This is a genomic window from Chromobacterium sp. CCUG 76385 (genome assembly GCF_059916625.1).
Genome location: NZ_JAUCGU010000014.1, coordinates 13,717 through 29,031, shown reverse-complemented (window position 1 = coordinate 29,031; position 15,315 = coordinate 13,717). Strand labels below are relative to the sequence as shown.

The window sequence follows — 15,315 nt, the reverse complement described above, 5'->3', positions numbered from 1 at the left end:
CGCGAAGTGTTGCATTCCATCCATTTGGCTCAGCGCAAACGGTCCGCCAAGCCGGAATCGCGCCGCGGCGCGGAAGCCGCGCCCGCCAGCCAGACCGCCTCGCTGCCCGCGACGGCAAAGCGGGAACGCGCCCGGGTGATGGCGGTATACAACAACGCCCGGTTCAACAATGGCCCCACCTGCTCCGGCAACTGCAGCCACACTTCGTCGTACTCCGAGCCCTGGCTTTTGTGAACCGTCATCGCGAACACCGTTTCGTGCGCCGGCAAACGCGCCGGCGCAAAGGCCCGCCAGCCGCCATCATCCGCCGGAAACAGCACGCGCAGGCCTGCTTCGCCCTGCAACGCAAAGCCGATGTCGCCGTTGAACAGCCCAAGTCCATAATCGTTCTCGCTGATCATGACGGGCCGCCCCGGATACCAGTCGCGACCCGGTTGCTTCAAGCCATCGCGCTCCAGCTTGCGCTCGATGCGCTGATTGCATTCGGCCACCTGGCGCCGTTCCGCCGCCAGCAGCATGAAAGCGGAGAAGGCGCTTTGCACCCGCTCCGGCGGCTCGCCTGCCGCCACGGCGCGCCAATAACCGTCGCGCCTGGCCAGCAAAGCCGCGTCCTCCACCGCATCCCGCAGCGCCACGTCCGCCCAGGCCGCGTCGCGCAGCACATCCAGCGCCGCCGCGCCGTCGCCGGCGTTGACCCGGCGGGCCAGCTCGCCGATGCCGGACGCCGCGCCGAAACGATGGCTGCGGGTCAGTAAGGCGACGCAGTCGGTCAAGGCGCCGGCCTCGCCGCCGCTTTCCGGCTCGGCGCCGCATACCCGCCGCAGCCATTGCCGAGTGGACTCGCGATAGCCGATGCGGGCGCACAGCTCGCCCAGCACCGCGCCGGCCTCCACCGACGACAGCTGGTCGCGATCGCCCAGCAGGATCAGCCGGGCCTGCGAAGGCAGCGCCTCCACCGTGCGCGCCATCAGCGCCAGGTCTATCATCGACGCCTCGTCCACCACCAGCAGGTCCAGCGGCAGCGGATTGCCGCCATGATGGCGCGGCTGCTCCGCGCCGGGACGCAAGCCCAGCAGACGATGCAGCGTTTCCGCCTTGGCCGGCAACTGACGCCTCACCGCCTCGTCCACGTCCAGCCTATCCCGCGCCGCGCGCACCGACTCGGACAGCCGCGCCGCCGCCTTGCCGGTCGGCGCCGCCATCGCCATCACCAGCGGCCGCGGCGACATGGCCGCCAGCAGGGCCAGCAGCCGCACCACGGTGGTGGTCTTGCCGGTGCCGGGCCCGCCGGAAATCACCATCAGCCGCTGCCGCGCCGCCAGGGCCGCCGCCAGCTTCTGCCGATCCGGCTGGCCATCGCCGGCGTCGGGAAACAGTCGCGCCAGCAAATCCGACAGCCTGGCCTCGTCCGGCAGCGGCAAAGGCTCGGCCAAACGGATCAGCGCCGCCGCCAAGCGGTCTTCATCATGCCAATGGCGGGCAAAATACAGGCGCCCCGCATCGTCCAGGATCAGCGGCGCATACGCGCCGGGCGCGCCGACCAGCGGGCTGGCCCGCAAAGCCTTCAGCTCCGCCCGATGCGCCAGCGGCAGACAAACATGGCCGGCCTGATTGGCGTGGCTCAACTCGCCGATCAAGGCCAGCAGGGCGTCGTCTACATCGGGCAACAGCCGCGAGAACAAGGCGGCCAACTGCTCAGGCAACTGCGGTGAAAATGATTTCATCATCAATCCGGGAATGGCCATGCCGCCGCAGTCAGGGAACGACCGGGCCGCGCAGGCTGAATAAAGGCTTGAGTTTGCCCTGGTTGTTGAGCGTCTGAATGGCCTGATTGAATCTCGGCAGCAGCTCGCGATATTTCGGATGCAGGCGCAGCATCACCGGCAGGCTGCCTGCCGACTCCGACAACTGGCAAAGGCTGCCCTCGGCCCGTCGATTCCAGTACAAGGCGCGGCCGCGCTCCAGCGCCGCCGCTTGCACCTGGCCCAGCCGCAGTTTGTCGAGCAGTTCGTCCTCGTTGCTCGATACGTCGCGCTTCAGCCGTTGCGCCTGGAAGGCAGGCTCCAGCAAGGGGTACTGCTGCCCGGCCAGCGTGCCCACCGTCCAGCCCTTCATATCCGCCAGCGCAGTCTGAACATGCCCTTTGCCGGGCGGCAGGCACAGCTGGTACTCCACTTCGCCTATCGGCATGGTATAGAAGCCCGCCACCGGCGACAGCGCGCGCCAGGACGGGTTGACGCCGACCTCCATATCCAGCCGGCCGATCACAAACAGTTGCTCCAAACGCTGCGTCGGGTAGTAGTCGAGCTGGAAGCGGATGCCGCTCTGCCGCGCGATCAGCGCCACAGCCTCGCGGTAAGCCTGCTGCAACTCGCCATCCCCTGCCTGGCGCAGCGGTTCGCTGGTGTCGCTGGCCACGCCGGCGCGCAGGATGACTTGCGCCCACACCGGCTGGCTCAACAAACCCATCAGGCAAAACCAGAGCACTCTACTCACTCAACCTTGCCTCCAATGCTTCGCAGATGGTGGTCAGAATCTTGATCCGGGCGAAATACTTGTTATTGGCCTCCACCAGGGTCCACGGCACCTTGCTGGTGCTGGTGCGGTCCACCATGTCGCTGACGGCCTGGCGGTACAGATCCCATTTATCGCGGTTGCGCCAATCCTCGTCGGTGATCTTGAAGCGCTTGAAGCCGGTTTCCTCGCGCCCCTTGAACCGGGCCAACTGTTCATCCTTGCTGATCGCCAGCCAGAATTTCAGCACGATGGCGCCGTTCTCGGTCAACTGGTGCTCAAAATCGTTGATTTCATAGTAGGCGCGCATCCAGTCGGCTTCGGCGGCGAATCCTTCCACCCGCTCCACCAGCACCCGCCCGTACCAACTGCGGTCGAAAATGGTGACGCGCCCCTTGCCCGGCACATGGCGCCAGAAACGCCATAACCATGGCTTCAGCTTTTCCTCCTCGGTCGGCGCCGCCACCGGCACCACCCGGTAACGCCGCGCATCCAGCGCCTGGGTGATGCGGCGGATGCTGCCGCCCTTGCCCGCCGCGTCATTGCCCTCGAACGCCAACACCAACGAATGGCGGGCGAAACGCGGATCGCGCGTCAGCTTGCTGAGCCGTCCCTGCAGCTGATCCAGCTTTTTCTGATACGTGTCCTTGTCCAGCTTCTGGTCCAGCACCAGAGTGTCCAGCACCAGCTTGTTGTCTATCGGCGCCAGCAGCGGCGGGGCTTCGGTATGGTCCGTGGTCAGCACGGTCTGGCCGATGCGCTTGCGGATCGCTTCCAGTATGGTGTTGGCGACAGTCAGGCTGCGGTAATTGGCGTCCTCGCCGTCAATGATGATCCACGGCGCATAGGCGGTATTGGTCAGGCGCAGCATGTGTTCGCCGTATTTGCGGATCTTGTCGTAGCGCTCGTAGTGCTCCCAGTCCGTCTTGGTGACGCGCCAGCTGGTGGCCGGATCCTGCTCCAGTTGCTTCAGCCGCTGCTTCTGCTTGTCGCGGCTCAGATGGAACCAGAACTTCAGCACCACCGCGCGATCCAGCGTCAGCATGCGCTCGAAGCGGAGGATATCGAAGATCTGCCGGTCGAACGCGTCGCGGTCGCTGCGGCTGAATACCCGGTCAAACAAGGTATCGGAATAATACGAGCCGAAGAACATGCCGATGCGGCCATTGGCCGGCAGCTCGCTCCAGTAGCGCCACATCCACGGCCGGGCGCGCGCTTCGTCGTTGGGGCTGTCAAACGCCACCGTGTGGATCAGCCGCGGGTCCAGCCACTCGTTGATCAGGTTCATGGTTTCGCCACGGCCGGCGCCGTCGAAACCGTGAATCAGGATCAGCACCGGGACATTGGCTTGTTCTTTCAGGTCGTACTGCACGTCGAGCAATGCCTCGCGCAGCGAGGGCATCATCTTGCGAAACGTCTCTTTGTCTATGCGGTGGCCGATTTCGGCAGATTCAAACATGAAGTTCCATCCTTATCCCCTAGCTTAGCTTAGTTGCAGTCTACGGTAGTCATCACTGCGTATAACTACCGATCTCCCTTCAGCAGGCCATCCAGCGCATCGAGCAGGGCGATGGACGGCGAGTCGGCCCACACGCCGCATCCGGCCGATCCCATGCCGCGCAGGAACAGGTAGCGCACGCCGCCGAAGCGGCCGTCCCAATCCACGCCGCGCGCGGCGAAGTAGCGCCGCAGCGCCACCAGATAAATCAGGTACTGCAGATAGTATTGTTCGCGCGCCACCGCCTGCAGCAGATTGTCGACGCGATAATCGTCGTAATCGTTCCCCAGATGGTTGGATTTGTAGTCCACCAGGTAGTAGCGGCCATCGATCTCGCACACCAGATCGACAAAACCCTTCAAAAACCCTTGCACCGTGGCGAAATCCAGCGCGCCGGCGGCCGTCCGCAGCGGCTCGGCCAGCCCGTGCTCGGGCTTTTGCAAGACCGCGATCAGCGCCTTCACATCCAGCCGCTTCACCGGCAGCGTGAACTCCAGCTCGATCAGCCGCTTGTGGTCGGCCACATCGCCCAGCCGCGCGCCGGGCGCGATCTCCGCGCCCAAGGTGCCCAGAATCAAGTCGCAACCGGCATCCAGCCATTCCAGGCCAAAACCATGCCGGGCCAACGCCTGTTCCGTCGCCGCGCGGATGTCCGGCTCCGCCGCGCCGAAGCTGATCTTCTCGAATATCTCGTGCAGGCAGACGCCAGCCTTGGCGCCGCGCGGGAAATGAAAGCGATCGAACTGCGGCTCCGCAGCCGGCTCGGTCTCAGCCGGCTTGGCCGAGCGGTCATAATCCGGCGCCTCGGCCAGATGGCTGCCGGCGTCGTGCGTCAGCGAGGTAAAGCTGGCGATCTTCCATGGCGAGAACAGTTTGCGCTCGAACGGCCACGCGGCATAGCGGCGCGCGGCGGCGTCCAGGCTGCTCAATGTCTGCCGGCCTTCATCGACGAGCCAGCGCGCCGCCGCGCCGCGGCCATCCAGAAAGTCCCGCAGCTGCGCCTCCACCTGGGCGCCGTCCAACCCCTGCGACTCCAACTCGGCCAGGCTGCGCGCGCCCGGCGCATGCAACAGCCACGACAGCGCGGCGGTTTCCAGCTCGCGCACCCAGCCCCAGGCCAGGTATTGCCGATACTGGGCGCGCGTCAACGCCACGTACAACAGGCGCAGCTTCTCCGCCAGCATCTCGCTGCGCGCCGCCTGCTTGACGCCGTCGTCGGCCGCCACGTCCGGCGCCAGCCAGGGTTGGTCGCCGTCGTGATAGCTCCAGAAACTGGCGCCGCGCCTCTCCAGCGCGCCGTTCCATAAAAATGGACAGAACACCACCGGGTACTGCAGCCCCTTGGAGGTGTGAACGGTGACGATCTTCACCAGCGCCGCGTCGCTCTCCAGCCGCAGCACCGCATCCTCGCCGCGCGGCGGATCGGCCACGCGGCCGGCGAGCCAGGCCAATAGCGGCGCCATGCCTTGACGGCTTTCGCTCTCCTGTTGCAGCAGCTCGGCCAGGTGGCCAAGATTGGTCAAGCGACGCTCGCCGTCCGGCAGCGGCAACAAGCGCTCCGCCACCCGCTCGCGGCCGAAATAATGGCGCCAGGCCGCCATGAAGCCGCGCTCGCGCCACAGCTGATGATCGGCGCCGTTCTTGAGCAGCTGCAACTCCCAGCGCGACTCGTCTTCCAGCTCGGCCTTGATCTCGGCGGCATCGAGGCCGGCCAGCTCGGTGGCCAGCGCGCGGCGCAGACGGCCCTCGTGCGCCGGCTCCGCCCAGGCCGACAACAGGGCAAGCAGCTCTGCCGCCTCGCGGCTGGCGAACACGCTCTCCTGGGTCAGCGCCACGCTGGCCACGCCGCGGGCGCGCAGCTCGGTGCGCACCCGGTCGCCCTGGCTGTGGGTGGCCACCAGCACCGCGATGTCGCCGCCCGCCAGAGGCCGCCGCGTCTCGCCCTTGACGATGGCGGCGCGATCTTCCAGCGCCAAGGACAGCAAGCGCGCGATCTCATTGGCGCACGCCTCGGCCGCCGCCGCTTCCGCCGCTTCCTTGCTCAAGGCCTTGTCGCCGGCCTGCAGCCACTGCGCATTGAAAGCCGCGCGGTCGTCGTCCACGTCCAGATACGCGCCCGAGGACGGCTGCGCCGCCACCGGCTGATAGGCGATGCCCTCCAGCAGGAAAGGCAGCTCGCGGCCGAACAGCGCGTTGACGGTTTCGACCAGCGGCGCGTCGGAGCGGCGGTTGGTGTCCAGCGTATAGTGGCGTTCGGCGTCGTGCCGGGCGGAGAGATAGGCGAAGATGTCGGCGCCGCGGAAGCTATAGATCGCCTGCTTGGGGTCGCCCACCAGAAACACCGGCCGCCCTTGTTCGACAAAGCAGCGGCGGAAGATGCGGTATTGGGTGGGATCGGTATCCTGGAACTCGTCGATCAGCGCCACGGCAAAGCCGCTGGCCACCTGCGCCGCCAGCAGCGCGCCGGTTTCCGGATGATCCAGCGCCGCGCCCAGATCGGTCAGCAGGTCGTCAAAGCTGCGGCTGCGCTCCGCGCCGCGCCGCCGCGCCAATTCCTCGTTGGCCCAGGCGATCAGCTCCAGCTTCAGGCCGGCCAAGGAGTTGGCGACCTGCTCCATATACCGCCCCCAGGCCGCCAGCCAGGCCTCGACTTGCTCGAACAGCGGATGGGCCGGAGGCTCGCAGGCCTTTTTCATGCCCTTGGCCAGCGCTTCCGGCAGCAGCTTTTCCAGCAGCTTGCGGCTGTCGCTGTCCAGCTCCGGCAGGTTGTCCGGCAGCGCCAGCCAGCCGCGCAAAGTCTCGGCTATGCGCTGCATGGTATCGGGGCGGTAGATATTGGCCTTGAAGCCGGGGTGGGCGAGGAAAAGCGCCAAGCCCTGCTCCACTCGCGCCGGATCGGCCGCCAGCGCTTGCCAGCGTTCCTCCGCCAGCCGTCGCGCCGTGTCCAGCCGGGCCGAGTCCGGCGCGCGCAGCTTCAGGTAGGGCTTGGACAGATAGGGGCGGATTTCCGCCAGCCAGGCATCCGGCGTGGCGCCCTGCTCCACCAGCACCTGGGCCAGCAACGGTTCGGCGATGATGCGGCGGCGCCAGAAATCGTCGACGATTTCCGCCAGCCGCGCCGCGTCGTCCTCCACCAATTCAGCCTGGAAGGTCTGGCCGCTCTCGAAGGCGGCGTCGGTCAGCACGCGCTGGCAGAACCCGTGGATGGTGTAAATGGCGGCGGCGTCGAAGCCGGTGACGGCGGCGATCAAACGCTGCCGCGCCTGCTCGCGCGCCGGTCCCGCGGGAAAACGCGCCGCCAGCGCCTGCAGGAATTCGTCGCCATCGGCCTTGCCTTCCAGCACGGCCAGCATCTCGGCCAGCCGCCTGCGCAGCCGCTCGCGCAGCTCGGCGGTGGCGGCCTTGGTATACGTCACCACCAGCAGTTGGTCCACGGTGGGCGGCGGCGCGCCGGCGCGCTCCTCCAGCAGCAGCCGGGCGAACAAGGCGGCGATGGTCCAGGTCTTGCCGGTGCCGGCCGAGGCCTCGATCAGATTGACGCCGCTCAACGGGCAGTTCAGCGCGTCCAACGCCTGCATCGCGCTCATGCCTCGCCTCCCTGCAGTCTTTCGGCCAGCGGCAATAGCAGCGTCTGCGCCAATTGGGCGAACAGCGGGTCGTCCAGCGGCGACTGGTGGCGGAAGGCCAGCGCGATGGCCGGCTCGTCCTTCTGCGCCATGCCGTCGCCCAGGATGAAATTCGGCTCCCATTTCTGCCAGGCGGCGGACAAGGCTTTCTCCTGATTCTCCGGGCTCTTGGCCAGCGCTTCGGCATAGGCCCAGCTGGTGCGGCCAAAGAACGGCAAAGGCTGAGCCTGGCCCTGTCGCCAACGCGCCAGCCATGGAGCCAACAGTCCGGCGGCGTCGATCTCGTCGTGCAGCAGGATGCTGCCGGCGTCGTCGTAGCAGGCGCTATGGCAGGCGATGCCGGCCGGCCGGGCCGCGCACAGGATCAGATGGCTGAGCCACAGCTCGATGCGCTGCGCCGCGTTCAGCTTGCCGACGATGAAGCTCAGCCGCCCCTCCGGCCGCAAGCCGTACAGCTCGCCCACCAGGGTGAAACCGCCGATTTCCAGATGCACCGGCTGCGGCGGCAGCGTCTCGCTGGCCAGCGCGCGCGGCAAGCGGCCGGCCAGGCGCACGCTGGCGCGGCCCTCCTCCTGCAGCCAGGCCTGGCCAAGCTCGCCGCATGGCAACAGCCCGGCGGCGGCCACCCGCTGGCGCACCGGGACGGACGGCTTGCGGTGCAGCATGGCCTCCACCAATTGGCGTCGCAGCGTCTGGCTGGCGTCGCGCTCCATCGCAAACGGCTCGCGCGATGGTTGCGCCTCGTCGCCGCGCCCTACGCGTATCGCCAGCTGATCCGCCAGCCAGGCGCGGGCCGGGTTTTGCCAGAAGCGGATGAAATCGTGCAGATTGACCAGCGTCGCCAGCGGCTGATCCGGCATAGCCGCGACAAAGGGCCTGGGCTCGGCCGGCGGCGCGGCCAGCGCGGCGGCGAAGGCCGGCTCGAAGCTGGCCTGCCTGACATCGGCGCCATCGAAGGCTTGCGGCGCGAACGGCTGCAGCGGATGGCGCAAAGTCAGCCTGGCCGCCATGTCCTCGCCGCACATCGCGGACAGGGTATCGAACAGCTCGGACAGCAAGGGCGACGGCGGCAAGGGTTCGCCGCTGCGCGCCGACTGCCCGACATAAGACAGATACAAGCGGCTGCGCGCCGACAGAATGGCTTCCAGAAACAGATAACGGTCGTCGAAGCGGCGCGAACGGTCGCCGCGCCGCGGATGGCGCGCCACCAGATCGAAGCTGACCGGCCGCTCGTCACGCGGATAGGCGCCGTCGTTCATGCCGATCAGGCACAGCACCTGGAACGGGATGGAGCGCATCGGCACCATGGCGCAGAAGGTGACGCCGCCGGACAGAAAGCCCTGCGCGGACGACAAGGACAGCTGGCGCAGCAGCCAGTCGCGGACCACCGCCAACTCCACCGGCTGCTCGAAACCGGCCAGATCGGCGTCTTCGGCCAACTCGGCGAAGGCGGCGCGCAGCAGTTCCAGCGCGGCTTCGTCATCGCCGTCCGCCGCAAACAGCGCGTCGCAGGCCCAATGGAAGCGCTGCGCCCATTGCTGCGGCGCGGCGGGAACGGACCACTCGCGCGCCAGCGCATCCAGCGCGTCGTAGAAATTGGCGAAACGCGCCAGCGTTTCGCCCAACTGGCCCTGGGCCGCGGTATAAGGCAGCAGGCCGGCGAACAGGCCGGCCTCGTCGCCGGCCAAGGCCGGCGGCAGCACGGTGCCCAGCAGCAGGCGGTCCAGCCCCCAGCGCCAGGTGTACATCGGCTCGGCCGGCAGGCCCAGCGCCGCCTTGTGAGCGGCATCGCGCCCCCAGCGGATGCCGGCATCGCGCACCCAGTCCTGGATGAAGCCGAGGTCGGCGTCGGCCAGATCGAAGCGCGCCAGCAAGGCCGGACAATCCAGCAGCGCTAGTACCGCGTCGGCGGCGAAGCGCGAATCCGCCAGCTTCAGCACCGCGGCGAAGGTGGACAACAATGGCTGCTCGCGCTCGATGCGGCGGTCGGCGATGCTGTACGGAATGTTGGGCGCGTCGTCGCGGCGGCCGAACACCGCGTCGATATACGGCGCATAGGCGTTGATGTCCGGCGTCAGCACCGCCACATCGGCCGGGCTGAGCGCGGGATCGTCGGCAAACATCGCCAGCAGCCGGTCTTTCAGCACTTCCAGCTCGCGCATCGGCCCGTGGCAAGCGTGCGCCTCCACCGAGCCATCGACCGGATCGAATGGCCGCGGGTCTTGCGCTGGGTCGTTCAACTGCAGAATATCGCGCTGCAGCCGGGCGAGCAGGCTAGCGCCCTTGGGCGCGGCGAACAGCGGCCGCGCGTCCAGCTCCGCGTCCTCGGCGATCAGCTCGAAGAAATCGCGCCCCTGCTTGCCCAGGGACGCCAGCAGCGGATGCCCTTCGGTGGCGAACAGGTCGCCGGCCTGCCTCAGCTTCAGCTTGCGCCGGGCGTCGACGATGTCGCCCCAGTACGCCTCGCACGGGTTCAGCGTGAACAGGCAGACATCGGTCAGCTCGGACAAGCGCTTGACCAGGGCCAGATACATCGGCGCCAGGCTGGCGATGCCGAACAAGGTGACGCGCGGCGGCAAATGCCCGGGTTTCAGCTCGGCGAAGAACTGGTCCAGCATGCGCACGCGGTGGCGGCCCGGGTCGCTCTCGGCCAGCCGCCGCCACAAAGCCGCCTGCCAGGCCTCGTCGTCGCCCAGGCCCAACAGCTCGCCGCCCTCCCAGGCGCGTATCCAGTCGGGGCGGAACACCAGGTATTGGTCGAAGATGTCGGCGATCTTGCCGGCCAATTCAAAGGCCGCGCGCTCGCCGCCCTCCAGATAATGCCGCACCGGCCCGAACGGCTCGCCCTGCAGCGTCGGCAGCAGCGCCAGCAAGCGCCAGGCCAGCACTTCCGGCACGAAAGCGGATTTCTTCGGCAGCTCCGGCATGACTTTCTGCATCAGCCGCCAAGCAAAGGCGGCCGGCAGCACAAAGTCGATATTGGCGGCGATGCCGGCCTGGCGCGCCAGGTCCAGGGTGATCCAGCGCCCCATGCCGCGGCTTTGCACGATGACCGTTTCGGCGGCGAACGGGTCGGCCAGCGGCATCGTCTGCGTCATGCCGCGAAACAGTTCGCCCAGTTGCTCAAGACGATTCGATTGATAGAGGAACAGCATGGAGTTGGCGCGCGTCCGGATGCGGGTATGGCCGGATTGTAGCATTGCGCCAGGCATCGCAAGGCCGGCGCAGCGCGCCGCCGGGATTGATATTGATCAACACTCATTCATACCAATGACATACCATATGCGCAATGAATCGCCCCGTACCAATCCCCTCTCTGCGTCCGCGCCACGCATGGCGCGCTACAAAATGCCGCCCTCCCCGTGTACCATGGCCGGCATCGGCGCGCAGCGCCTTCCCAGCCCGTACCCGCCATGTATCCGTATCTGATCGTCAAGCATGCCCATATGGGCTTCGCCATCCTGTCCATCCTGCTGTTCGCCGCGCGCGGCGCGCTGGTGATGGGGGGCCGCGGCCATCTGCTGCAAAACAAGCCGCTGCGCATCGCGCCGCATGTCATCGACACCCTGCTGCTGGGCTGTGCGATTGCGCTGGTGGCGATGGGCGGCTGGCCCATCCTGCACAGCCCGTGGCTGCTGGCCAAGATCATCGGGCTCGTCGCCTATGTGGCGCTCGGCACCATCGCGCTGCGCGGCGCCACGCCCAAGAGCCGGCGCCTGGCCTTCTTCGCCGCCTTGGCGGTGGTCGCCTACATCCTGCTGGTGGCCAAGACCAAGATGGTGCTGCCTCTGCTGTAAATCCGCCGGCAATCTTGACTGTCCGGTTTCAAACTTCTAGGAAACAGGTAGGGACGGCGGCCGCGCCGTCCATGCCCCATCGCGCCGGTGCGCATGTTCCCGCCCTGCCCCAAGCCATTGATGTCGGAGCCTGTGGCCAGATGACCCATACCCCATGCTTGCCGAAACAGACTCGCGGCTTCTCGCTGATCGAGCTGTTGATCGTGCTGACGCTAGCCGCGCTGATTCTCGGCTTCGCCATCCCCAGCTACCAGAGCTATATGCAGCGCAGCCGCCGCAGCGACGCGCTGGATGCGCTGCATCAGCTGCAGCAGGCGCAATTGCGCTATCGCGGCTTCAACCAGGACTACGCCGACGCCATTGAGAAGCTGAAAACGCCGTTTGCCGGCGGCATCAGCGCCCAGGGTTATTACCGGCTGGAAACCGGCGTGCCAAACAAAGCCGATGCCGCCTCCAGTTACTTTATCCGCGCCATCGCGGTTGCCGGCGGCGCGCAATCCGCCGACGCCGAATGCCAGACCATCACGCTGACCCAACGGCAGCACACCGTCACGCTGGAGCCCTTGCCATGCTGGGGCCGGCGATGAAAGCTCCTTGGCGCGGCGTCACCCTGGTCGAACTGCTCGTCACGCTCACGCTGCTGGCGGTCTTGCTGTCGCTGGCGCTGCCAGCCGTGGGGCCGTGGATCGCCCGGCAGCAACTGCAGGGCGCGCAGGACGATATCCAGCAGAGCCTGGAACTGGCGCGTAAGCTTGCCACCACCCGCCAGAAGCTGGTGTGGGTGGAATTCAGCCAGCAGAAAGATGGCTGGTTGATGCGGGTGTCCGAACAAAAGATCGCCAATGGCTGCGACGCCAGCCGCGACTTGCGCTGCATAAGCAGCGAACAGCATGCCGGCATCGCCCTGAGCGCGCCGGGCAAAGCCCTGCCGCTGCAGCTGGCGTTTTCGCCGCTGCGCGGCATACCTCAGGATGCCGACGGCCCGCTGCAGCACGAAATCACGCTGCAACTGAGACGCGCGGCCTGCCAACCGGCAGAGCTGCAGCTGCTGTCGACCGGGCTGATCCACAATAGCGCGGTGCGCTGCCCATGAAAGCGATGCGCGGTATCAGCCTGCTGGAGCTGCTGGTGGGCATGACCATAGGCTTGTTGCTGCTGCTGGCGATGTCCAGCCTGCTGGTCAACCTGCTGGGCGGCCAAGCGCATGACCGCCGCCAAGTCCAATTGGGCGCGATGCTGGACGCCTCGCTATCGCTGATGGCGATGGAGCTGCGCCGCGCCGGCTACTGGAACGGCAACGGCGATGCGCAGAGCAATCCCTACCGCCAGCTGTTCATCGAACAGGGTGGCCGCTGTTTGCGCTACGCCTACGACGCGCCGCCGCCGCAAAACAATGACGGCAAGCGCTTCTTCGCCTTCCGCCTGAATAGCAGCGGCCGCATCCAGCGCCTGACGACCGATCAGAAAGGCTGGAGTTGCAACGCAGCAGACGCGCTGTGGGACGATCTGAGCAAGACCGATATCGGCGTCATCGACTCGCTGCGCTTCTCCGCCGATGGCACCCATGCCATTGCCCTGGACCTGGCGGCGCACGCTGCCGGCAGCGCCGGCGAGGAGAAGCTGGACATCCACACCAGCGTCACGCTGCGCAATCAGCCGACGGTGAGCGTCCAATGAGCAGCCAGGCAAAACAACGCGGCCTGGCCACGCTGTTCATGGCATTGACGCTGCTGGCGCTGGCCAGCCTGGTGCTGCTGGCCGGTTCGCGCCAACTGGTGCTGGCGCATGCGAATGCGCAAAACCAGCAGCGCTACCATCAGGCCTTGAACTACGCGGAAGAAGGACTGCTCGCCGGGCAAAACGCGCTGAGCCAGGGCTTGCCGCTGCCGGCCAGCCCGCACTACCAACTCAAAATGACCGCCCTCGGCGCCGACCGGCTGCGCCTGGAGAGCATCGGTGTTTACGACGGGCATCAGGTTCGGGTGCAGCGTATTTTCCAGCAAGGCGCCGACGAGGACCCGCCGCGCAGCGCGCTCACGATTGTCGGCGACCTCAACCTGAGCGGCGCCATCAAGATGATCAGCGACAAGCCGGTCGACATGACGGTGGACGGCACGGTCACGCTGGATGGCAGCGTGGACAACATCGACACGCTGCAGAGCACCGGCGACATCATCGTCCGCGGCAACCAGACCATCAACACGCTGCACTCCAACGGCAATCTTGAGCTGTCCAACGGCCGTTACCAGACGGTCAAGGCCATGGGCAAACTGACGCTGACGGGCAGCGCCATGGTCGAGCAATTGGCGCGCGTGAACGGCAACGCGGATTTCCTGAATAGCCCGGGCGGCCAAACCGCCGTCAAGCAGGCGCAGGTGAAGGGCAACGTCCTCATCAATACCGGCGGCGCTCCGCTTGGCGCGCTGGAGACCGAAGGCAAGGTAGACATCCAGCAGTTTGGCGGCATGGCCAGCCTGAAGGCGCTGGGCGATCTGACCATTCAGGGCTGGGGGGCCCCGATAGCCGGTGCCATCGCCGGCCGCTTAGGTTACAACACCAATAACCGCGATATCCGCATTCAGGTCGATCCCAAGCTGCAGCTCAAGCTGCAGCCGGTGCCGCCGCTGCAAGTGACCCGGCCGCGCATCGACGCCTATGACTTCCGGCACGAAGCCCACTACCGCTTCGAATACGACGACAAGGGCCGCATCTTGGTCACCGTGCGCCAGATACATGGCATCCCGGACGGCAGCTACCGGCTGGGCGTCGCCACCGACAGCCAGCAACCCAATCATTTATGCCGCGAGCTCGATGCCTCCGGCCGCTGCCTGGCCGGCAGCCCCAGCTACCTGATCTGCAAAGGCTACGATCCCGACACCAGCGATTGCTTTGCCGGCAGCGCGCCCGGCCGCTGGAGAATCAGCGGCGCCACCATGGCCCCCGGCGTGCTGTGGTTCGACGGCGACCTGGAAATCGGCAGCGGCGTCTACCACAACACCTTCATCGCCACCGGCAACATCGTCACCAGCGGCCAGCACGTCAGCTACGCCGTCAACTACGCCGGCCTGATCGGCATTTGCCGCAACAGCGACTTCCCCAACGCCTATCCGCTCGACTACTGCGCAGGCGGCATATTCAAGGGCCGCCCCATCGGCCATGCGGTGCTGCTCGCCGGAGGCTATCGCAAGCAGCAATTTCGTGGCGGCAACATCACGCTGGGCGCGTCCACCCAGGTGTACGGCAATGTCTGGGCCGGCAATATGCTGATCTCCGGCGGCAGCACCACCATCCACGGCTACATCAGCGCCGCCCGGCAGAGCAACGACGCCAGCCTGCGCCACAACTGGGGCGGCAGCACCACCATAGACCTGACCCAGTTGCCCGACTCGTTCAAACCCGGCGTCGATCCCGGCCAGGGCAGCAACAACGGTGCGAAAAAAACGCTGACCGCGCAGCCCTACAGCTGGATGGACAGCGGAGTCGGCTCATGAGGCCCCAAACCGGGTTTACCCTGCTGGAAATGATGATCAGCCTGCTGGTGCTGGCGGTTGGCGTGCTCGGCCTGCTGCGGCTGCAAACCGAGCTGCTGCACAGCCAGATGGCCGCCAACGACTACAACACCGCCACCAATCTGGCCCAGGCCGTGCTGGAGCAGCGGCATAACGGCGCGCTCGTCGACTGCGCCCAAGCTGACTACGCCGCGTTTCGCGGCAAGGGGGCGCTATCGCGCTTCCGCTGCCGGCGCGAAGAAACAAACAACACCATCACGGTCTATATGCAATGGACCGACAGCCAGGGCGATGAGAACACGCTGAGTCTGAGCGCGCCCACCGTCCTGAACGTCGTCCCGCCGCCGGCCAAGTGACTGCCGGGCTTGACC

Annotated in this window: 11 protein-coding genes; 6 read left to right on the top strand and 5 right to left on the bottom strand. The window is 66.7% G+C overall.

What is annotated here, in order from left to right; translation table 11 throughout:
- Window positions 1–29: 29 nt before the first annotated feature.
- The 5 genes from recD to recC form a co-directional block, all read right to left on the bottom strand.
- The gene (recD, locus tag QUG01_RS11015) at window positions 30–1,724 is read right to left on the bottom strand and encodes an exodeoxyribonuclease V subunit alpha (protein WP_500830186.1); all 1,695 of its coding nucleotides are present in this window, start codon (window positions 1,722–1,724) and stop codon (window positions 30–32) included.
- A gap of 31 nt (window positions 1,725–1,755) precedes the next feature.
- Window positions 1,756–2,496, bottom strand: coding sequence for a substrate-binding periplasmic protein (locus QUG01_RS11010; RefSeq protein ID WP_500830185.1), 741 nt, complete (start codon window positions 2,494–2,496; stop codon window positions 1,756–1,758).
- Window positions 2,489–3,973 (bottom strand): polyphosphate:AMP phosphotransferase, encoded by a 1,485-nt coding sequence (gene pap / locus QUG01_RS11005; protein ID WP_500830184.1) that lies wholly within the window; start codon window positions 3,971–3,973, stop codon window positions 2,489–2,491. Before pap ends, QUG01_RS11010 begins: the two co-directional genes overlap by 8 nt.
- A gap of 65 nt (window positions 3,974–4,038) precedes the next feature.
- Window positions 4,039–7,599, bottom strand: a complete 3,561-nt coding sequence (gene recB, locus QUG01_RS11000; protein ID WP_500830183.1) for an exodeoxyribonuclease V subunit beta — start codon at window positions 7,597–7,599, stop codon at window positions 4,039–4,041.
- Window positions 7,596–10,838, bottom strand: a complete 3,243-nt coding sequence (gene recC, locus QUG01_RS10995) for an exodeoxyribonuclease V subunit gamma (RefSeq protein WP_500830182.1) — start codon at window positions 10,836–10,838, stop codon at window positions 7,596–7,598. Before recC ends, recB begins: the two co-directional genes overlap by 4 nt.
- Window positions 10,839–11,051: 213 nt before the next feature.
- On the opposite strand from recC, the gene QUG01_RS10990 reads away from it, so the two are divergent.
- The 6 genes from QUG01_RS10990 to QUG01_RS10965 all read left to right on the top strand — a co-directional run bounded on the left by QUG01_RS10990 (window position 11,052) and on the right by QUG01_RS10965 (window position 15,300).
- A complete protein-coding gene (locus QUG01_RS10990; protein WP_500830181.1) occupies window positions 11,052–11,435 on the top strand; it encodes a SirB2 family protein in 384 nt (127 codons plus the stop codon).
- Window positions 11,436–11,575: 140 nt separating this feature from the next.
- Entirely contained in the window at window positions 11,576–12,022 is a 447-nt protein-coding gene (locus QUG01_RS10985) for a type IV pilin protein (RefSeq protein ID WP_500830180.1), read from the top strand.
- Window positions 12,019–12,528, top strand: coding sequence for a GspH/FimT family protein (locus QUG01_RS10980; RefSeq protein WP_500830179.1), 510 nt, complete (start codon window positions 12,019–12,021; stop codon window positions 12,526–12,528). The genes QUG01_RS10985 and QUG01_RS10980 overlap by 4 nt, the downstream gene beginning before the upstream one ends.
- Window positions 12,525–13,112 (top strand): hypothetical protein, encoded by a 588-nt coding sequence (locus QUG01_RS10975; protein WP_500830178.1) that lies wholly within the window; start codon window positions 12,525–12,527, stop codon window positions 13,110–13,112. The genes QUG01_RS10980 and QUG01_RS10975 overlap by 4 nt, the downstream gene beginning before the upstream one ends.
- Window positions 13,109–14,926 (top strand): bactofilin family protein, encoded by a 1,818-nt coding sequence (locus tag QUG01_RS10970; RefSeq protein WP_500830177.1) that lies wholly within the window; start codon window positions 13,109–13,111, stop codon window positions 14,924–14,926. The genes QUG01_RS10975 and QUG01_RS10970 overlap by 4 nt, the downstream gene beginning before the upstream one ends.
- Window positions 14,923–15,300, top strand: a complete 378-nt coding sequence (locus QUG01_RS10965; protein ID WP_500830176.1) for a prepilin-type N-terminal cleavage/methylation domain-containing protein — start codon at window positions 14,923–14,925, stop codon at window positions 15,298–15,300. Before QUG01_RS10970 ends, QUG01_RS10965 begins: the two co-directional genes overlap by 4 nt.
- Window positions 15,301–15,315 lie beyond the last annotated feature (15 nt).

Bases quoted from the DNA above. Each gene is read 5' to 3' on its own strand.
- QUG01_RS10980 (WP_500830179.1), top strand. From the start codon at position 12,019: ATGAAAGCTCCTTGGCGCGGCGTCACCCTGGTCGAACTGCTCGTCACG.
- recC (WP_500830182.1), bottom strand. From the start codon at position 10,838: ATGCTACAATCCGGCCATACCCGCATCCGGACGCGCGCCAACTCCATG.
- QUG01_RS10970 (WP_500830177.1), top strand. From the start codon at position 13,109: ATGAGCAGCCAGGCAAAACAACGCGGCCTGGCCACGCTGTTCATGGCA.
- QUG01_RS10975 (WP_500830178.1), top strand. From the start codon at position 12,525: ATGAAAGCGATGCGCGGTATCAGCCTGCTGGAGCTGCTGGTGGGCATG.
- QUG01_RS10985 (WP_500830180.1), top strand. From the start codon at position 11,576: ATGACCCATACCCCATGCTTGCCGAAACAGACTCGCGGCTTCTCGCTG.
- recD (WP_500830186.1), bottom strand. From the start codon at position 1,724: ATGAAATCATTTTCACCGCAGTTGCCTGAGCAGTTGGCCGCCTTGTTC.
- QUG01_RS10990 (WP_500830181.1), top strand. From the start codon at position 11,052: ATGTATCCGTATCTGATCGTCAAGCATGCCCATATGGGCTTCGCCATC.
- recB (WP_500830183.1), bottom strand. From the start codon at position 7,599: ATGAGCGCGATGCAGGCGTTGGACGCGCTGAACTGCCCGTTGAGCGGC.
- pap (WP_500830184.1), bottom strand. From the start codon at position 3,973: ATGTTTGAATCTGCCGAAATCGGCCACCGCATAGACAAAGAGACGTTT.
- QUG01_RS10965 (WP_500830176.1), top strand. From the start codon at position 14,923: ATGAGGCCCCAAACCGGGTTTACCCTGCTGGAAATGATGATCAGCCTG.